This window comes from Amycolatopsis sp. NPDC059657, assembly GCF_042734395.1.
Lineage (GTDB): Bacteria > Actinomycetota > Actinomycetes > Mycobacteriales > Pseudonocardiaceae > Amycolatopsis.
Genome location: NZ_JBHWEB010000077.1, coordinates 27976 through 47129 on the forward strand (window position 1 = coordinate 27976; position 19154 = coordinate 47129).

The 19154-nt window shown below is 67.0% G+C and carries 14 protein-coding genes and 1 tRNA gene; 12 read left to right on the plus strand and 3 right to left on the minus strand.

The genetic code is table 11. From position 1 onward, the window contains the following. Positions 1–55 precede the first annotated feature (55 nt). From ACFV15_RS32570 to ACFV15_RS32595, 6 genes are all read left to right on the plus strand, one after another. Positions 56–322, plus strand: coding sequence for a hypothetical protein (locus ACFV15_RS32570; protein WP_378355174.1), 267 nt, complete (start codon positions 56–58; stop codon positions 320–322). A 12-nt stretch (positions 323–334) separates the two neighbouring features. Then, on the plus strand, positions 335–1717 hold the full coding sequence (locus ACFV15_RS32575; protein ID WP_378355176.1) for a sensor histidine kinase: 1383 nt from the start codon (positions 335–337) through the stop codon (positions 1715–1717). Continuing rightward, positions 1714–2370 carry a response regulator transcription factor gene (locus tag ACFV15_RS32580; protein WP_378355177.1) on the plus strand — a complete coding sequence of 219 codons (657 nt, stop codon included), beginning with the start codon at positions 1714–1716 and terminating at the stop codon, positions 2368–2370. The genes ACFV15_RS32575 and ACFV15_RS32580 overlap by 4 nt, the downstream gene beginning before the upstream one ends. Positions 2371–2427: 57 nt before the next feature. After that, positions 2428–3012: a DUF4956 domain-containing protein gene (locus ACFV15_RS32585; RefSeq protein ID WP_378355178.1), complete on the plus strand. Its 585-nt coding sequence runs from the start codon at positions 2428–2430 to the stop codon at positions 3010–3012. Then, positions 3009–3800, plus strand: coding sequence for a VTC domain-containing protein (locus ACFV15_RS32590; protein ID WP_378355179.1), 792 nt, complete (start codon positions 3009–3011; stop codon positions 3798–3800). The genes ACFV15_RS32585 and ACFV15_RS32590 overlap by 4 nt, the downstream gene beginning before the upstream one ends. A gap of 162 nt (positions 3801–3962) precedes the next feature. Further along, entirely contained in the window at positions 3963–4772 is an 810-nt protein-coding gene (locus ACFV15_RS32595; protein ID WP_378355181.1) for a hypothetical protein, read from the plus strand. Here the strand turns inward: ACFV15_RS32595 and ACFV15_RS32600 are convergent. Further along, entirely contained in the window at positions 4759–6366 is a 1608-nt protein-coding gene (locus ACFV15_RS32600; protein ID WP_378355182.1) for an IucA/IucC family protein, read from the minus strand. The two genes, ACFV15_RS32595 and ACFV15_RS32600, sit on opposite strands and share 14 nt — an antisense overlap. A gap of 60 nt (positions 6367–6426) precedes the next feature. On the opposite strand from ACFV15_RS32600, the gene ACFV15_RS32605 reads away from it, so the two are divergent. Together ACFV15_RS32605 and ACFV15_RS32610 are read left to right on the plus strand one after the other, a co-directional pair. After that, positions 6427–7971 carry an IucA/IucC family protein gene (locus ACFV15_RS32605; protein ID WP_378355183.1) on the plus strand — a complete coding sequence of 515 codons (1545 nt, stop codon included), beginning with the start codon at positions 6427–6429 and terminating at the stop codon, positions 7969–7971. A 42-nt stretch (positions 7972–8013) separates the two neighbouring features. Continuing rightward, entirely contained in the window at positions 8014–8958 is a 945-nt protein-coding gene (locus ACFV15_RS32610; RefSeq protein ID WP_378355184.1) for a TauD/TfdA dioxygenase family protein, read from the plus strand. A gap of 23 nt (positions 8959–8981) precedes the next feature. On the opposite strand, the gene ACFV15_RS32615 is transcribed toward ACFV15_RS32610, so the two are convergent. Continuing rightward, positions 8982–9875 (minus strand): LysR substrate-binding domain-containing protein, encoded by an 894-nt coding sequence (locus ACFV15_RS32615; RefSeq protein ID WP_378355185.1) that lies wholly within the window; start codon positions 9873–9875, stop codon positions 8982–8984. A 78-nt stretch (positions 9876–9953) separates the two neighbouring features. Between ACFV15_RS32615 and ACFV15_RS32620 the strand changes: the two genes are divergently transcribed. Together ACFV15_RS32620 and ACFV15_RS32625 are read left to right on the plus strand one after the other, a co-directional pair. Continuing rightward, positions 9954–11222, plus strand: coding sequence for an aspartate aminotransferase family protein (locus ACFV15_RS32620; RefSeq protein ID WP_378355186.1), 1269 nt, complete (start codon positions 9954–9956; stop codon positions 11220–11222). Between the two features lie 104 nt (positions 11223–11326). Then, positions 11327–11410: transfer RNA gene (locus ACFV15_RS32625), tRNA-Leu, on the plus strand. Positions 11411–11484: 74 nt separating this feature from the next. Here ACFV15_RS32625 and ACFV15_RS32630 read toward each other — a convergent pair. Then, complete coding sequence (locus tag ACFV15_RS32630) at positions 11485–12822, minus strand: recombinase family protein (protein ID WP_378355188.1); 1338 nt, start codon at positions 12820–12822, stop codon at positions 11485–11487. A gap of 421 nt (positions 12823–13243) precedes the next feature. On the opposite strand from ACFV15_RS32630, the gene ACFV15_RS32635 reads away from it, so the two are divergent. Both ACFV15_RS32635 and ACFV15_RS32640 read left to right on the plus strand, forming a co-directional pair. Continuing rightward, entirely contained in the window at positions 13244–17605 is a 4362-nt protein-coding gene (locus ACFV15_RS32635; protein ID WP_378355190.1) for an AAA domain-containing protein, read from the plus strand. A gap of 2 nt (positions 17606–17607) precedes the next feature. Next, a complete protein-coding gene (locus ACFV15_RS32640) occupies positions 17608–18552 on the plus strand; it encodes a hypothetical protein (RefSeq protein ID WP_378355191.1) in 945 nt (314 codons plus the stop codon). Positions 18553–19154: the final 602 nt, after the last annotated feature.

Sequence of the window (19154 nt, forward strand, 5' to 3'; positions counted from 1 at the left end):
AAGTTCTCATCCGACCCTCATCGAGGGCTCACGCCCGGCCATGATGATCGACATCATGCCCACCAGGACAGCTGTGCTCGCGATCGGCTTCGTGCTGCTCGTGGTGGCCGGCGCCGGGACGCTGGCGGTCACGGCGACCTCGGCGGGGTCGCCGCCTGACCTCGGCCCGCCGGTCGTCGCGCCCGCACTGCACAACGGCACGGCCGACCGGGGCGCTCCGCCCGCGCCGGTGCCGCCACGGGTGGCCGGTGACGGCGACGACGTCGATGATGACGGCGATGACCTCGATGACCTTGACGACCTTGACGACTTCGATGACTGACCCGGTGCGCCGGTGAGCGCCAGGGCCCGCATCCTCGCCTGGGTACTGCTGGTCGTGCTGCTCGCGCTGGCAGGCACGCTGCTGGCGACCAGGACCGTCCTGCGCAACCAGCTCGACCAGCGGCTCGACAACGAGATCGCGCACGAGACGAGCAAGCTCCGCGCCTACCTGGGATCACCGGACTCGCGACCGGCGGGGCAGCCGGTGACCGTCGACGCGCTGCTCGGCCGCTACCTGGAGCGCAACCTGCCGGAGAAGTACGAGACGTTCTTCTCGATCGTCGACGGCGCCGCGTCCCGGCGCAGCGCGATCGAACCACCCGCCAGGCTGGACAACGACCACGCGCTGGTCGCCGAGCTGGCGAAGGCAAACGCGCCGGCGTACGGCACGGTCAGCACCGCCGTCGGCTCCGCCCGCTACGGCGTGATCCCGGTTTCCGCCGAGAACTCGCCGGGCCGCGGCGCGCTCGTGATCGTCGAGTTCGTCGACCACGCCGCCGGGGAGATCACCGACGTGATCAGGGTGATGGCCGCGATGTCCGGCGCGGCGCTGGTGCTGGCCGGGCTGGTCGGCTGGCTCGTCGCGGGCCGGATTCTCGCGCCGGTGCGCGAGGTGCGGCTCGCGGCCGAGCAGATCGGCGAATCCGACCTCACCCGCCGCATCGAGGTGCGCGGCTCCGACGACGTCGCGGCACTCGGGCGGACCTTCAACACCATGCTGGACCGGCTCGAACGCGCCTTCGCGGGCCAGCGGGAGTTCATCGACGACGCCGGGCACGAGCTGCGCACCCCGATCACCATCGTGCGCGGGCATCTGGAGCTCATGGGCGACGACGACCGCGAAGCCACCCGCGCGCTGGTGCTCGACGAGCTCGCGCGGATGCAACGGATCGTCGACGACCTGCTCGTGCTCGCCAAATCCGGCAACCCGGGGTTCGTGGCGCCCGCCGAGACCGACCTCGCCGACCTGACCGTGGAGACGCTGGCGAAGGCCAGGCCGCTCGCCGACCGCGCCTGGCGGGTCGACGCGGTCGCCGAGACGGTGATACCGGCGGACGGCCAGCGCCTCGGCCAGGCGCTGCTGCAGCTCGTCTCGAACGCGGTCCGGCACACCCGTGACGGGCAGGAGATCGCGATCGGGTCCGCGGTCATCGCCGAATCCGCGCTGCTCTGGGTGCGCGACACCGGAGAAGGTGTCCCGCTGGACTCGCGGGCGCGGATCTTCGAGCGTTTCAAGCGCGGCACCAACACCACCGGTGACGACGGCGCCGGGCTCGGGCTGCCGATCGTGGCCGCGATCGCCGAGGCGCACGGCGGCCGGGTGCTGCTCGACAGCGTGCCGGGCGCGGGCGCCCGCTTCACCATCGAACTGCCACTGCCTCCGGAGGCCCCGTGACCAGCATCCTCGTCGTGGAGGACTCCGCGCGTATCGGCGCCTTCGTCGAGAAAGGCTTGCGGGCACACGGTTTCGCGACGCGCTGGGCCCGCACCGGCGCCGACGGGCTCGCCGAGGCGCTCACCGGCGCGCATGACCTGGTCGTGCTCGATCTCGGCCTGCCCGATCTCGACGGGTCGGACCTGCTGCGTGCGCTGCGCGGCGCCGGGCGGACCACGCCGGTGGTCATCCTGACGGCGAGGGACAGCGTCGTCGACCGCGTCGCGGGCTTGTCCGGCGGCGCGGACGACTACCTCGCCAAGCCGTTCGCGTTCGAGGAACTGCTCGCCAGGATCCGCCTCAGGCTGCGCGGTCACGTCGACGCCGAGCCCGCCGTACTGCGGTCGGGCGACCTCACGCTGGACCTGCGAACGCGGCGCGTTTCGCTGGCAGGCAAGGAAACCGACCTCACCGCGCGCGAGTTCGCACTGCTGGAGACGTTGCTGCGCAACCGGGGTCAGGTGCTCTCCCGCGAGCAACTGCTCGGCAGCGTCTGGGGATTCGACTTCGATCCCGGTTCGAATGTCGTGGACGTCTACATCCGGTACCTGCGCAGGAAAGTCGGCGCCGAGCGGATCGAAACCGTGCGGGGCATGGGATATCGGCTCGAATGAGCGGCTTCTCATCCGGCTCTCACGCCGCTCTCCCCCGCGGGCGGAACAGTGGTTCCCATGACCACGACATTGCTTCATCTCGCCGCGGATCTCGTCGCGGCCGTGCTGCTCGCCTACGGGATCTACGCCCGCCGCCACCATCGGCGTGACCTCGCCTGTGCCTATCTCGCGCTCAACGTCGGGGTGTGCGTGTCGGTCGCCGTGCTGCTGTCCGTGCCCGCCGCCGGGACGCTCGGGCTGGGCCTGTTCGGGGTGCTGTCGATCATCCGGCTGCGGTCGGACTCGATCAGCCAGCAGGAGGTCGCGTACTACTTCGTCGCGCTGGTGCTGGGCCTGGTGAACGGCCTGCCGTCGGCGGACTGGCGGATCGTCGCCGTGTTCAACGTGCTGCTGCTGGGTGTCATGTACGTGGCCGATCACCCGGCACGCGCCGGTGGCCCGGTGCGCCGGACGGTCGTGCTCGACACGGTGTATCCCGACGAAGCCGCCATCGTGCTGGACCTGCAGGCCAGGCTGAACGGGACGGTGGTCAGGCACAGTGTGTCCGAAGTGGACTACGTGCGGGAGGTCACGACCGTCGACGTTCGGTTCCGGCCGCGTCCGGCACCGGTCACCCACGGCGCGCCCGCGATGCTCCGATGACCGCGCCGGACCGGGGCACCGCCGTCGTCGACGTCGTGACGGCCCGCCTGCCGGGACTTTCGCTGCCCGAGGTCGTCGCCACCAGCGCGCTGATGAGCCGCACCGACCGCAAATACCTGCTGCGGCCGCCGGAGTTCCTGGCGCTGGCCGACGCGCTCGGCGCGGACCTGGCAGGCCTCGACATCGCGGGCAGGCGCTCGTTCGGGTATTCCTCGACCTATTTCGACACCCCCGACCTGGCGGTGTTCCGCGCGCACCGGCAGGACCGCAGGCGCCGCTTCAAGATCCGGACCCGGACGTACACGGACTCGGCAGACACCTTCTGCGAGCTCAAGCTCAGCGGGCGACGGGACGAGACCGTCAAGGTCCGCCGCCCCCATCCGACGCGGTCGGCGCACGCGCTCACCGCGTCCACCCTGTCGTTCCTCGACGACCAGCTCATGGCGTCGTTCGGCCGACCGGCACCACGCCCGCTGGCCGCGTCACTGGTCACCACGTACCGGCGGGCGACGCTGGTGACGGCCGACCGGCGGACCAGGGTCACCTGCGACACCGGGCTGACCTGGTCGGCGGGGACACGCGAGCTGCCAGCGGCCCGCGACCTGGTGCTCGTGGAGGTCAAATCGGCGGCCGGGCGCAATCCGGTCACCGAGACACTCGCGCGGCTGCGGATCCGCGAGCTGTCGGTGAGCAAGTACTGCTCGGGACTGGTCGCGCTCGGGCTGACCGGCGGCGGAAATCGCTGGCTGCCCGCGCTTCGCCGCCTCGCCGTTCACCCGATCTGGTGAAGCCGACGGCCGGCCGTCATGATCACGCACGGGTTCCCTCTCTCCCGGCGTGTGGTGGTGCCACTCGGCACGCCCCCCGACCGGGCGGCACCACCACAGCTTTCCCCGTAACGCGATGCCGGATTCGCGCGACTTGTCTTGTCCAACGCCCGTGGAGGCGAGATGAGACGGTCACGAGCGCGCCGCCGGATCGCGGCACTCCTGCTCACGGCACCGCTGCTCGCCGCTTGCGGCTGGTTCGATCCTGACCCGGTGCCCACTACGACGTCGGCCCCACCGGTCTGTGCGCAGGGCTACCCGTACACGCTCCAGCTCATCCCCGAGACCTTGCCTGAACTGCTCGCCCAGAGCGGCCTCACCGTCTGCGCGGACAGCACCTCCAGCAACCTCTTGGTCCGGAACGATTCGAAAGCGGTCTGGATCATCGACCGCCCCGTGGGACTGCACTGGCCGCTCAAGGACTTGGCGCTCAACGACGTCGACCTGTTCCGGAAGATCCGCGGCACCGCGCCGGGCCTCACCGTCGAACCAGGGCAGAGTGCCACCATCACGGCAACGCCAGCCGACCTCCACCTGAAGCTCGACGTCTTCGCGGCGGCCGGTTGGCAGACGATCACCGCGATCAAGGACTCCATCGAGAAGAAGGCCGTTGGCGCGTTCTTCAAGCTCGTCGCGGGGAACTCGACCGCGAAAGAGGTCATCATCGAGTGCGGAACGGCCGGGTACAACGCGGGACAGGCCATCGCGAAAGCGCCCCAGCAGGACCCCGCCGAAGCGGTGAAGAGCGCGTTAGGCCTGATACCCGGCGTCAGGACCTGCTTCAGCGTGGTGAAGGCGAACGAAGCCCGAACCGGCGAACTCAAGCTCGCCTCGCTGGCCGAGCACGTCAAGCAGCCCGCGTGGACCATGGAGACCAATTCGATCGGCCGCGCCGCGCTGAAGCAATTCGCGTTGCGCTTCAGGATCCCGTGAGCAGCGGGTTCGGGTGCGCGACGTAGGTGCTCGCCGCGCCGTCCGCGCCGAACCAGCGCAGCAGCAGGTTCGTCTTGCTCGGTACCTGCGGGCTGTCCAGCAGCTCGCGCAGCTCCCCCGGCGCACCGTGATCACGTCCGTACGCGACGAACGCGCCCCGCGCCTCGGCCCACACGTCCTGGGCGAGCGCCGGATGCCGCTCGATGATCGCGCCCGCGATCTCGTGCAGGTGATTGGTCACCAGGCAGTACTGCAGGCGCTGCCACCCGTGCTCGGCGTCGACGCCACGCGCGAGCGAATGCGGCCCGTCGACCTCGCGCAGCAGCCCGGCGTGACGCGACGCGAGCAGCCGCACGCCCTCGTGGTCACGAAAGAGCGCCTGCACCGGCATGCCGTCTGGGCCGACGCCGACCAGGACGTTCTGCAGGTGGCACTCGAGGACGACACCGTGGCGGAAGTACATGTGCAGCACCGGCGGCACGACCGTCGCGAGATAGCGGCGCCACCAGGTGAGCGTGGCCGCGGCGTCGAGCCCGTCGAGCGGGTTGCCGGGGAAGCCTTCGCTGATGCCCGCGGTCAGCAGCGGGGTCACGCCGGGCAGGGTGTGCGCGCGGACACCGTCACGGACCACGACGGCCAAGCCCTCGTAGACGTCCACGTCGCCGACGTCGATCGTGCGGTAGCCGCGGTCGATCAGGAACGCGGTGCCGGGGAACGCCGAGGCGACGTCGGCGAACGCGGGGCGCAGGACGCGGGCGAGCGGCGCGGTCCAGCGCAGGTCGTACAGCCAGAGCCTGCGGACGTCGTTGGTGATCCTGACGTCCAGGCTGAACTTGTAGAACAGGTCCGCGGCCGGATCGCACACCGTGCGCACCGACGAGGTCGGCCAGACCCGTCGGTCACCCGCGCCGAGCGCGCGCAACCTGCCGTCGCGCAGCGCGGGCAGCTCGCATAACCGGTCTTGCAGCAACGTGAGCTGCCACGGGTGCGCGGGCAGCAGCCGGTAGCCGTCGGGAACGTCGGCGCCGAGTGCCGACAACGCCGCAGTGTCACCGTCGTCGACGAGCACGTCCTCGCGAACCGCCAAGTGGCTCAACGGAAAGCTCGCGTGCGCTTCGGGCGCGTACGGCAGCCAGTGCTCGGCCGCGATGCCGCCGCGGCCTTTCGGCGCCGGGTGGTAGCGGTGCCCGGCGACCAGCGCCTGTTCCGAGCGCTGATAGAGCTCGTCCGGCATGGCGGCGCCGACCCTGGCGCGCAGCATCGCTTCGAGCGCGGTGCGGCTGTCGGTGATCTCGGCGACGAGCGCGTCTGCCGCGACGCCGGTGTGCAGTGTCAGCTCCTGGCAGACGGCGCCTGCCAGTTCACGCCAGGTCAGCGGGCTCCAGACGTCACCGGTGAGCCGTTCGGGCTCGGACGCCCAGCGCCCGTGGCGCGCGCGCAGGACGATGCCCGCGCGCGGCAGCCTGATGGTCACGTGGGTGTCGTCGGTCGTCAGCCCGCCCTCGACGGCGGTGACCTCACGCCGGAGGCAGTTCAGCACCGCCGTGCCGGTGATGGCGTCGGCGCGGCGCTCCAGGTCAGTGCTCGGTTCCACCGATCTCCTCTAGGGTTGATCGCAGTCGCCCATCATTCTCGTGTAACCGGCAAAGGTGCGGTGTCGTTGGTCTTGTCACAGGCGTTCGAATCACCCGTTGAGGCCGTCTTCGCCGCCGATCTGCTAGCGCTTCGCCCAGAACTCCGCTACCGCGACGCCTTACCGGGCGCGCGGGCGGCCGTGCTCGACCGGCTTTGGCGTGGGCTGAGTCTTGATCCGCTCCCCCGTGTCGCGCACCGCGACCGGGACACCATCACGCTCGACGGCGGACGGCTCCTGGCCCGCTCCGGCGCCGTGATCAGCCTCGACGGCAAGCATTTCGACCATCCGGCCGCTTTGCTGGCCGCGCTCGGCTGGCCAGAAACCGCCTGCCTCGAAACGGAAGTCGCCCACAGCGTCGCGGCCATGGCGCTGGCGCGAGCGGGGGCTCCGGCGCTCGGTCGTCCCGCCGAAACGTTGGCCGAACACGAACAAAGCGTTGTCGACGGTCACCCTTTACATCCCTGCTGCCGCAACCGGACGGGCTTCACGGCGGCCGACCATCTGGCGTACGGCCCGGAATTTCGCCCGATCGTGGCACTCGATCTGCTGGCCGTCCCGGCCGATCGCTGTGTGGTGCGCGGCGACTGGCCGGAAGACCTCCGCGACGGCGACTCCGTCCTGCTGCCGATCCACCCCTGGCAGTCGGCGCATGTGCTGCCGCGGCACGATCTCACCCCGCAGCGGCCTGGCGCGCTGCCGTCGCGGCCGCTGCTCGCGTTGCGCACACTCGCGCCGATCGGGAAGCCGTGGCAGGTGAAGACCGCGTTGAGCACTCAGCTCACGTCGGCCGTCCGCGACATCTCCGGCGGTTCGGTGGACACGAGCGTCGCGCTGTCGGCGTTCCTGGGCGACGCCGTGCGGCGGCTCGACGGCCTGAGCCTGCAACACAACCGGGCCGCCGCCGCGGTGCTGATCGACGGGGAGCCGCACCGGGACCTGGCCGCGATCGTGCGCGACTCCCCCGCCGTGCTGCCCGGCGAGACGGTGCTGCCGATCGCCGCGCTCACCGCCCGGCCGGTGTCCGGTGCCTGCCCGCCGCTGTGCTCGCTGGCCGCCGATCCGGCCGAGTGGCTGGCGGAGTTCGCGAGTGTGGCGTTGCCGCCGCTGCTGACACTGCTCGCGTGGGGCGTCGCCCTGGAAGCGCACGAGCAGAACCTGGTGCTGGTGCTGGAAAACGGCAGGCCGAAGCGGTTGATCTACCGTGATCTCGCCGACATCCGGCTCGGCCCACGGCGGCTGAGCGCGGCCGGCTTGTCGTGGCCGGGGATGCCCGATCGGTTCCGCGTGGCCGACGAGGATCTGCGTGCGAAGTTGTTCGCCACGTTCTTCGCCAACACCACGACCGGCCTGGTCACGACACTCGCCGACCACGCGCCAGGGTTGTGGAGCGTCGTCGCTGACCAGATCCGCCGTGCCTACGACGCGATGCCCGACACCGCCGCCACCAGCGCGGACAGGTCGGCGTTGCTGACCGAACCGATCCCCGCGAAGCCGCTCACGCTCATGCGCCTGGACCCGAACACATCCGCTTGGGCGTACCTGCCGAACCCCTTCGCGTCATAGGGTCGGGCCGACAAGATCGTTCCGGCAGAGCGGAGAACCGAAGTGGCGACAGTCGCCGGTGTGGAAGTCAGCCCGGCCGCCGGCCACATCGGCGCCGAGATCACCGGCGTCGACCTGGCCGGGCCGCTGGACGACACGGTCGTCGCGGCGATCAGGGCGGCCGTGCTGCGCTGGAAGGTCGTGTTCTTCCGCGACCAGAAGCTCGACCACGCCTCGCACATCGCGTTCGCGCGCCGCTTCGGGGAACTGGTCACCTTGAGGTCCCGCGGCAGTGCCTCGCCGAAGGACTTCCCCGAAGTCGAGACGACCGCAGACCGTTTGGAGCTGGCCGGGCGCTACGGCATGGGCAACGCCGAGTGGCTCGAACGGCGACGCCACTCGACGCTGCGCGGCTGGCATTGCGACCACGGCGCCCGCATCGATCCGCCCGCCGCGACCATCCTGCGAGCCGAAACCGTGCCCCCGTACGGCGGCGACACGACCTGGTCCAACCTCGCCGTCGCGTACGAAGGCCTGTCCGAGCCCGTGAAGAGGTTCGCCGACACGCTCTGGGCCGAGCACCGGCTCGGTGTCGGCTACCAGACACGGCCAGGGCCCGACGCCTACGCGAAACACCTGCAAGACCACCAGGTCGCGTCCATCCACCCGGTCGTTCGGGTACATCCCGAGACCGGCGAACGCATCCTGTCCATCAACGGCTACTACATCGAGCAGATCCGGGACGTTTCCCGCGCCGAGAGCCGGTTGCTGCTGGAGATGTTCCTCGAGCAGGTCACCCGGCCCGAGTACACCGTCCGCTTCCGCTGGGAACCGGGCAGCGTCGCGTTCTGGGACAACCGGGCCACCATCCACCTCGCGCCGAGTGACACCGGGCATCTCGACTTCCCACGGACGATGCACCGGGTGATGCTCGCCGGTGACGTCCCGCTCGGGGTGGACGGCAGGCCGTCCACCCCGATCACGGGTTCGCCGCTGGTCAGCCGTTAGTCGCGTCGATCCTGTTCGTTTCCCTAAATGTCTTGCCGCCGCACAGCATCCAGAACCACGTTGACCGCGGCCCGTGGCGGTCCCCCACGCCGCACGGCGGCGGTGATGGTCCGCGTCACCGCCGCGGCCAGCTCCCGCGTCACCACCCGGTACCGGTCATCGACGGCCAGCCCCGGCAGCAGCGCGACCGAAAGCCCGGCCTCGACATGCTGCAAGGTCATCAGGTAGTTGCTGAACCGGCAGACCACCCGCGGCTCGAACCCGGATTGGCGGCACAGCCGGATCGCCAGGTTCGCCATATACGACTGCGGCATGTCAAAAGCCCAGGACGCCCCGGCGAACGCGGCAAGATCGACCGGCCCCCGTCCGCCATGGTCTTCCGGGAGCACGAGCACGACCGGGTCCATACCCAGCGTCACCAGGTCGACATCAGGCCCCAACGGCAGCTCCACGAAGTCGGTCGTCGTGATGATGACGTCGACATCCCCGCCCCTCAGCGCGGGCATGCTCTCGTGCGGCTCAAGTTCCAGAACCTCGACCTCGAGCTGCGGATGCGACGCCGCGAGCCTCGTCACCGCGGGAACGGCCATCGTGTGAATGGCGCTCTGAAACGCCCCCAGCCGCACCAACCCGGCCGGCTCCTCGTTGAGCCCCCGCAACTCGGCCTCGACTTCGGCCATATGGTCCAGAATCGCCCGCCCCCGCCGAGCGAGCACCAGCCCAGCAGGCGTAAGCCGCACCCGCCGCCCACTCCGCTCGAGAAGCTGAGTACGCGTCTCGGCTTCGAGCACGGCCAGCTGCTGCGACACGCTGGAAGCACTGAGATTCGCATCCACCGCGACCGCCCGGACGGTACCGAGCGTGTCCAGTCTGCTGAGCAGCTGAAGCCGCCAAGGATTGAGCGTCACAGCGGCCATTCTTGTACGGCTCAGCCGAACAGCAACCCCAGATTTGTGAGCTGGACGCGTTCACACAGGCCCACTTACCGTCAAACCATGACCACTCAGTTCTGGGCCGACGCCGACCGCCACCTGGTCCGCTACCTGGGCGCGGGCACGTTCACCCGCGAGATCATCGCCGGCGCGTCCGGCAGCTTCCTCCACACCGAAGACGGCCGGAAGATCCTCGACTTCACATCCGGCCAGATGAGCGCGATCCTCGGCCATTCCCACCCCGAGATCGTCGCCACCGTCCAACGCCAGGTCGCCTCGCTCGACCACCTCTTCAGCGGCATGCTCACCCGCCCGGTAGTCGACCTCGCCCGCAAACTCGCCGAGACCCAGCCCCTCGAGAAGGCACTGCTCCTCACCACCGGCGCCGAGTCGAACGAGGCCGCGCTCCGCCTGGCCAAACTGGTCACCGGCAAACACGAGATCGTCTCCTTCGCCAGGTCCTGGCACGGCATGACCCAAGCAGCGGCATCGGCCACCTACAGCGCGGGCCGCAAGGGCTACGGCCCGGCGGCGCCCGGCAACTTCGCCATCCCGGTGCCGGCGGGCCCGGACTGGCAGGCCCAGCTCGACCTCGCCTTCGACCTCATCGACGCCCAGTCGGTAGGCAGCCTCGCCGCCTGCATCATCGAGCCCATCCTCAGCTCAGGCGGCGTCATCGACCTCCCCCTCGGCTACCTGGAAGCGTTGAAGGCCAAGTGCCGGCACCGAGGCATGCTCCTCATCCTCGACGAAGCCCAAACCGGCCTCTGCCGCACAGGAACCTGGTACGCCTTCCAACGCGACAACGTCGTCCCCGACATCCTCACCCTGTCGAAGACGCTGGGAGCTGGCCTTCCGCTGGCAGCGGTCCTCACCACCCCCGAGATCGAGCAGGAAGCCCACGACCGCGGTTTCCTGTTCCTGACCACCCACGTCTCAGACCCCCTGGTCGCAGCGGTAGGCAACACGGTCATCGACGTCCTCACCCGCGACCACCTCGACGAAAGGGCCACCAAACTCGGCGCCACCCTTCGCGCCGGTCTCGACGCCATCGCCGCCCGCCACCAGGCCGTCGGCGACATCCGAGGCCGCGGCCTCCTGGCGGGCCTCGAGCTCACGGCACCTCCCGGCAGAAGCGCCGACGAACTCGGCGCCCTGGTCACTCAGCGCTGCCTAGCGCTGGGTCTGCACATGAACATCGTCCAGCTCCCCGGCATGGGCGGCGTCTTCCGCATCGCCCCACCCCTGACGGTCACCGAGAAAGAACTGGCCCTGGGCCTGGAGATCCTCGACGAGGCTCTCGGCGATGCATCCAGCCACCTAGGCCTCTGACCTCATGACGGCCAAACTTCCAGATCTTGCCAGTGGCCCGCACAGCGCGTAACTGGACCCCCGTGAAAACGGCCTGGACGCGGCGTATAGTCTTCTTACATCAAGTCCGGGTGGCGGAATGGCAGACGCGCTAGCTTGAGGTGCTAGTGTCCTTAACGGACGTGGGGGTTCAAGTCCCCCCTCGGACACTCAATTACCCCATAAGACCAGTTCAGCTCCTACAGGCCAACTCCTGTAGGAGCTGAACTATTTGGTGGCATTTTCAGGCTAGCGAAAGCTGTGCAGCGCATGAGGCCGCAACAGGATGGCGTCCCTCGATCATGACTTCGTTGCCGTCGCATCTGAGGAACCAAGAATTCGATCTCAGATGCCCGGCGAGTGAGGTCGCGTCGCTTGCCATATGAGCAGCCAGGCGTACGCGCAGGGTGGCGAGCAGGTGATCCTCACGGACGTACAGGTTCTTCGGGAAATCGCGCGGACGGCTGCGCGCGCTGGTGTGACCGTGCCGGCAGCGATAGCCAGGACGGTTGTTGATCCAATGGGAATCCAGCCGCCGACCGCACAAGCCACACGTGACCAGCCCGGCCAGCGCGTAGTCCCTGGCACTGCCGTTTTTGGGCGGTCGACGGGCCCTCATCCCCTGGACCGACAGGAACGTAGCCTCATCTACCAACGCGGGGTGTGAAACCTTCTCCGACACAGCCCACGCTTGCAATGTCGTCGGCGACTTCGAGCCACCGCTACCAGGCAAGCACGTCGTCCTGGCACCATGGCGATTCCACGTCTGCCTGCCCGTGTACCGCGGATTCTCGATGATGCCCAGCACCGTACGGACGATCCACTGCCGCCTCGTCCGATGCCGATTTCGCTCCGGATCAGCGCTCGAGGGACAAGGCACGCCTCGCATGTTGAGCTCTCGGGCTATCCCGGCCACACTGCGGCCGGCCTTCCGCTGCTCGAATATCCACCGCACCCATGGCGCCGTGTCCGGGTCCGGCTCCAACCGCTGCAACCTTCGACCCCAGCCAGCGTGCGCCTGGTTCGGATGCGGTCCAGCATCGACCAGCTGATATCCATACGGCGGCCGACCACCAAGAAATCTGCCCTGCACGCGGGCCTGTGTGTGCATCGCCGCCAGCACACGGTGCCTGGCCCGCATCACCTCCCGGCGCGACTGCGACCCCAGCAGCAACATCAACGCCTGATGCACCGGATTGTCCAGCTCGACAGGACCGCCTGCCTCGGGCAACCACAGCTGCACCCCATGCTCGCGCAGAACCGCCAGCACACCACCGAACTGATCACCATAAAACGCGCGCTCATACTCCCCCACGATGACCGCATCGAACTCACGGCCCGGAGACCGCGCTGCAGCGAGCAAGGCCGCGGCCGCCGGGCGATCATGCCACGGGAGCCGACGCGAACACCCTTCATCGAAGTACTCCGCCACGATCACGCCACGCTCTTTGATCATCTCCTCGGCCACCTCCCGCTGCCACCACAGAGACGTTTCACGATCCTGGAACTCGACCGTTGACATCCGCCCATAGAACGCAAACCGAACCCCCAGCCCGACGGCCGCCCGCACACGTCGCCTCACACCCGATCTTCGCGGCGAGACCCCGGCAGCAACCGCGCATGTGGCTCTCGTCATCCCTACCTCACCATCGCAGAACTTCCCAGGTCACCGTCGAAACCAATCCGAGCGACCGCAATGACGAACCTTGAGCCCACATGCACCCGGATGGCCGTATGAGCGACCTGCTGGTCAAACAGCAAGAAACCTCGACTGTTTCGGGCTCGCCCTTGCTGACGTACCAGAAGTCGGCCCAACAGGTGCACATCCTGAGACTGACGCAAGCCGTCCGGTGAGGTGGTTCGGCATCGACTTCGACTACCAGCTGTCACAACGGGTAGTACATTTCGGCATCGTCGCCGATCCTGGGTTGATTCCGCAGGCCAGGACCCGGATTCTGTTCTACTGCCCATCAAGAGGGGATGGGTGTGGCGATGGGGACTGGATGCGTCCGAACGACCCGAACGTTCGCCGCGAGGCGATTAAGCTGGTGCAGTACCTCCGCGACATGGCCGCGTCGACGAAGGCCGACAGCTGCGACCTCGACGACTTCGAACGATGCTGGTGGCTATCAGAGCTGCCAGGCGGCCTCGAGCTGCGCACGCAGTTGGCCCCGGACGGCGGCCTTCTCACCGTCGACCAAGTCCCACTGCCGCCACCACCTGATCTACCTCCGCAGCTCAACGGTCATGTCGAGCACCAGCAATGGGTGGACCACGACCTGAAGCAACTCGACCTCTCCGAGGACCTGACTACCCGGGTCGCAGACGCTCACGACGCGACCGACCTCACCACCGCCTACCGCACCGCGGTTGCCGCCCGGGACGCGTGGCTAGCCGAGGTCAAGTCGGTACGTCCGCAACGCACGCTCTACGAAGATCTGCGGCAGGTCGCGGGCCAACTCGCGAACCAGGACGACGAATTCGAGCTCGTGCTGTGCGCTGGTCTTGTGTCGGGTAGCGACGAGAACGGTCGGCTAGTGCGGCGACACTTGCTGGTCAAACGGCTGTTCGCCAGAGTCGATGATCGCTACTCCGGTGTGACCGTCGGCCCCGATACCGACGCGATCATGCTGATGGAGGACCGGAGGTTCCTCATCCCCGTGCTGGGAGAGCGATTGGGAAGCGCTGATCACATCCGGGCCGAAGTGGAGCAGTCCGACCTCCTGCCGACCGACGAAGGTGCCAGCAAGTGGCTCAGCGACTGGAGCGGGCGACTGCTGCCAGACTCGCCACGATTCAGCGACGCCGTAACACCGCCGACTCTCGATCAGGCGGGACGACTCACAGTGTCTGCTTCACCTGCCATCGTCCTCCGGCGCCGCGATCGTTCAAGTGTGGCCGGCTTTCTCGACCGCGTGCTGGAACAACTGCGCGACCCGGGCGTAGTCGTTCCGCAGGCACTCGTTCAGATCCTGCGTGATCTTACGCCCGACGAGCAGGAGGCGTGGCTGGCCGCAGTGGCCGGCGGCACCAAGTCCCTGGGCGCCGAACCGCTCTTCTCACGAGAGCACAACCTGCAGCAACGGTTGGTCCTCGATCGAGTCCGGCAGGACAACGGCGCCGTCGTCCAAGGACCACCGGGAACCGGCAAGACACACACTATCGCCAACTTCTTGGTGGCGATGCTCGCCGAGGGAATGCGAGTGCTGGTGGTCAGCCAACGCGAACAGCCGCTTCGCGTGCTGCGGGGAATGTTGCCGCCAGACATGCAGAAGTTGTGCGTCTCGCTTGCCGGAAGTAAAGACGGACGAGCCAGTGAGCTCGAATCGAGCGTGCGCGCGATGGCGGAATACCTCGCGAGCACCACCAACGACCAGGCGCAACATCGAGTCGCGACCAGCCATGAGCGCTGGCTTGTAGCCCGGCAGCGCGTGGCCGACATCCAGGTGGACCTGGCGGTCTTGCGCGAATCCGAGCACGTCGACCATCCGTCGGTCAGCGACGGCTATCGAGGGCGGCTCGCCGACATCGCCGCTCAAGTCCAGGAAAGGCGCGGCCGACTCGACTGGTTCCCATCCCTGGCCGAGCACTCAGCATCGCACAGCCCGCTCACCCCTTCGGAGCTCACTGACCTGCGCACCCTGCTGATCGAACATCCACTTGGGCCACAGCGCGCGATGGAGTTCGTCCCTCCCCCAGACCAAATCCACACGCCCGAACAAGCCGAAGTGCTGTTCAATGCGCTCAGACCACCTCATGTCCGCGACGGCGCCGCGCAACTTGCCGACCTCTGCGGCAGGATCGACGCGGCAGAGCTCGATCGATGGCTGAGCAACCTCACCCGCTTGAACCAGATCGTCCGGCACCTCCAGCAGCGAGCGAACGTGCCGAGTGACGCTCAATGGCTCACCACAGCAGTCGACGACCTGCTCTCTGGCCGCAACTTCAGCGCATGGCATGACGTCATTGCCCGATCGTCGGTGGCTGAGGCGCTTTCGGCGAGGTCACGAAATCCGCTGCTGCGTGATGTCCACTTTCCAGAACACGACCACACCGCTCTGCGAGATCTGCGCGACGAGGCATGGAAGCTGCGGCAAGGACTGGCAACCCGGCAGCCTGTGCGTACCGCCCTGTTCCGCAGGCTCACCCTCCTTGGGCGTGACACGCAGGTGGTCCGGGAACGATGTAGATACCGCGGTCGTGAGCCGCGTACTAGAGAGGCCGCAGCTGCCGTACACGATGTGCTGGACATTGTCGTCACCCTCGCCGAGGCAGAACACGCGTGGAGCTTCGTGGTCGCGATCCCCACCGCCACCGCCCATGCCGGCGAACGACTTCGCTGGCTCGTCGAGGCTGAAGCGGCATTACCGGTCTTACGAGAGTTGGGACAGATCACCTCCGGGATGCGGACCACACTTGCCAAGAACGGCATCCTGGCCGTACTCACGACACATGACCTGTGGCTGACGTTCCATGATGCCGTCACACTCGCCCGGCACCGCATCGACGCCGCGCAGCACGAGCAGTACCACACTCAGCTGAACGCGTCGTGGGCAGCGGTCCTCGCTTCGCCCGAAGCTGCCCCAGAACTGGGCGAGCTTGCGGCAGCACTGGAGCACTGCGACATCTTGGCATTCCGGACCGCAGCTGACGCAGTCAACGACGCCAGACGCACGATTGAGAGCCATTGCCGATTACGCGAACTGCACGATCGCATGACCGAAGGCCACGCCGAGCTTGTCACCACTTTGACGTCCTCCTTGCTAGATAATGTCTGGGAGACTCGCTTTCCCATGATCGACGAGGCCTGGTCTTGGGCGATCGCTGACCGTTTCGTACACGCTCAATACCGGCCTGGGCTCGATGCCCAGCGAGAATCTGACCTTGCAGAAGCCAAGGCCGACCTGCTTAAGGTGACAGCCGAACTCGCAACAGCCAAGGCTTGGGCGAACTGCCTGCAGACCATGGATCCCAAAGCACGCCGCGGCCTGAAGAACTACGAACACTTCGCGAAGAAGCAACGCGGCCGAGGAGCAAACGCCGCTCGCTATCAGAAGTCCGCCCGATCCGCGATCGCCGACGCCAAACCGGCCGTTCCCGCCTGGGTCATGACGATCGACAGAGTTGCGGAGTTGTTCCCGGCAGCGCCGAACAGCTTCGACGTCGTCATCGTCGACGAAGCCAGCCAAGCCGAACCGACCGCCCTGTTCCTGCTCTGGCTCGCACCGCGAGTAATCGTGGTCGGTGACGACAAACAGTGCACACCGTACTCGAGCCCGCGCCTTCTAGACGGTGTGATCGACCGTCTGCGGGCGGATTTCCCCGACGTGCCGTCCCACGTGCGGGAGGTCCTCCTACCGAACGGAAATCTGTACAACATCCTCAGCAGCGCATTCCCGGCCGTAGTCCGGCTCCGGGAGCACTTCCGCTGCATGCCGGAGATCATCTCCTGGCCTTCGCGACAGTTCTACGACGACGATCTGGTGCCACTGCGGCAACACGGAGCCAATCGCCTGGAACCGGTCCTGATCGGCCACGTACCGAACGGGCAAACCACCGGCTCTTCCGAGACTTTGACGAATCGTCCTGAAGCCGAATACGTCATCGACCGCCTGGCAAAATGTCTGGACGATCCAGCGTATGAGGGCAAGACGTTCGGCATCATTGCTGTGCAAAGTGCTCGTCAGGTCAAGATGCTCACAGGGCTGCTCCACAAGAGAATCCCCGCTTCGGAAATCGAACGACGCAATATCCGTGTCGGGAACGCTCAGAATTTTCAAGGTGATGAACGCGACGTCATGCTGGTCTCGACGGTCGTAGCCGGTCGGCCGCAGATCCTACGCAACGACACGCGCTACGAGCAGCGAATCAATGTCGCTGTCAGCCGAGCCAGAGATCAGCTGTGGTTGATCACGTCACTCGGCCCCGACTTGGACAGCGAAGACATCCGCCATCGCATGCTCAGCCACTACAGTGAAATCGAAGAAATCGATCAGACCGAGGACTTCGACCACATCTCGCCGACGCAGCGCTGTGAGCCGTTCAGGTCTCTGTTCGTCCAGCAGGTCTACCTGGCGATCCGCCACCGCGGGTATGCCGCCGACCCGCACCAGGACATCGGTGGCCGTCAGCTCGATATCGTCGTCCGCGGCCAGGACCGATCTGTCGCGGTCATGTGCGATGAATACACCGGCCTCAGCGCGGAACGCCGCAGAAAGGACGACGAGTCGCTGCGGGAGTTGCGGCGTGCGGGCTGGCCGTTCTGTCGCGTCGCCCACAGCCAGTTCATCCTTGCCCCCTCGAAGGCCTTGGAAGTCGTCTGGCAGATCTTGACTGAGCACGGCGTCGAACCCCAGGAGGCGTGATCATGGAACCGATTGATGAGCAGACCCTGATCGCCGTCGCAGACCTCATCTGTGGCGACGGCACCGTGTACTACCGTCGAGCAACCGATTTGGTCGCCTTCTTCCGCCGGGCAGGCTGGAACGACGTGCGTGAGTACGACGGCGACAGCCGTAAGGCCTGGACGATCTCTCACCTGCTGAATCGTCACACCGAACCCGATGCCATCGAGCAGGTGCTCAAACGCCTGACCGACCCCCGTGAATATCAGCAGGACCGCGAGTCCGCGGACGAGATCCTGCGCCAGCTCAATCTGCTGCTGGAGGTAGAGAACCTGCACGTCGAACTCGACGCGAACTTGCGTCCGGTCGTTCGGCCTGGCCGTGCAGTCTCAGAGTCCGTGCCTTTGGACATCAGCAGGCAAAAACTCCAGTACTCGGTCGAGGACGTCGTGACGGACCCGACGCTGGTCCCCTTACTCACCCAACGCATCGACGAAATCGACAAGTGCAGGGCGGCCGGTTGCTACCTCGCAGCGATAATCCTGCTGGGAAGCCTCCTGGAACTACTACTCCTCGATGCCGCAGAAAACCGCCCGATCCCCGATGAGATCTGGGATGAACCCGAGGCGAAGGCCGAACGCGTCCGCCCGGCCAAAACGGCGGACAAGCTCAACCTGCATTCGCTGATCTACGTGGCTCATCGGCTCAAATGGATCGACACGGACGCCTACCGCATCGCGAGCATTCTTCGTGAATTCCGCAACCTGGTCCATCCGAACCTCCAGCGCAAGCTGGTCGGTCGCATGCCTGACGAAGACACCGTGGACATGTACTGGCCGGTATTCATCGGGACCTTCAACGACCTCGGCCGATCCCGGCCAGGCCGACCAGGAGCGGGCGTCCGTAAAGACGAGCCGCCCTCGGACCCCGCCGGACCGTGGGGACGCGGCCGCGGTTCGCATAAATAGACCACGAACGCGCGGTACAGCCACACTCTCGAACTACGGCTTCGTCGGTGGTCGGCTCGACACGTCGCAGTAGAGAATCGAGGCTGCGAGCATTGCGGCCGACTTGACTCGAACCGCCCTGCCCCTCATCGAGTCGCTTCGTACGTACGAAGTTGCCTGGTCGTCGCATTCTTTTGAAGCTCAAGTAGCAGCAGTCCCTTCGCAACCCTGAGCCTGGATCCTTGTTGTCGGCGACCTAATCGTGTCGCATGCGCACAGGCGTCCCGTCGAGCCTGAGACACATCGCCGTGTCAGCGACCCGGAAAGTCATATCCCGGCGTCAACCAAACTCGGGGCAGCCATCCTCCTGCATGAACTGCCACGACGACACAGCGCAACCGATACGTGTTTTCTATTCCCGAATAGCATCGAACAGGTTTCATTTAACGCACGCCCTGTAACTACCTGCCTCTAGAAAGCGACTGGCGCAGAACCAGCGACGGGAGTGAGGTTCACCCCGAATGGTGGACAGGGGCTTACGAGGGTTCAGGCAGCCATGCGGAGTGACTGCTCGAAGTTGTCGGGACTGAGCATCCCGATGGCGGAGTGCCGCCGGATACTGT

Excerpts from the sequence above, each read along its gene's own strand:
- ACFV15_RS32570 (WP_378355174.1), top strand. The coding sequence starts at position 56 with ATGCCCACCAGGACAGCTGTGCTCGCGATCGGCTTCGTGCTGCTCGTG.
- ACFV15_RS32635 (WP_378355190.1), top strand. The coding sequence starts at position 13,244 with ATGCGTCCGAACGACCCGAACGTTCGCCGCGAGGCGATTAAGCTGGTG.
- ACFV15_RS32595 (WP_378355181.1), top strand. The coding sequence starts at position 3,963 with ATGAGACGGTCACGAGCGCGCCGCCGGATCGCGGCACTCCTGCTCACG.
- ACFV15_RS32640 (WP_378355191.1), top strand. The coding sequence starts at position 17,608 with ATGGAACCGATTGATGAGCAGACCCTGATCGCCGTCGCAGACCTCATC.
- ACFV15_RS32590 (WP_378355179.1), top strand. The coding sequence starts at position 3,009 with ATGACCGCGCCGGACCGGGGCACCGCCGTCGTCGACGTCGTGACGGCC.
- ACFV15_RS32620 (WP_378355186.1), top strand. The coding sequence starts at position 9,954 with ATGACCACTCAGTTCTGGGCCGACGCCGACCGCCACCTGGTCCGCTAC.
- ACFV15_RS32585 (WP_378355178.1), top strand. The coding sequence starts at position 2,428 with ATGACCACGACATTGCTTCATCTCGCCGCGGATCTCGTCGCGGCCGTG.
- ACFV15_RS32615 (WP_378355185.1), bottom strand. The coding sequence starts at position 9,875 with ATGGCCGCTGTGACGCTCAATCCTTGGCGGCTTCAGCTGCTCAGCAGA.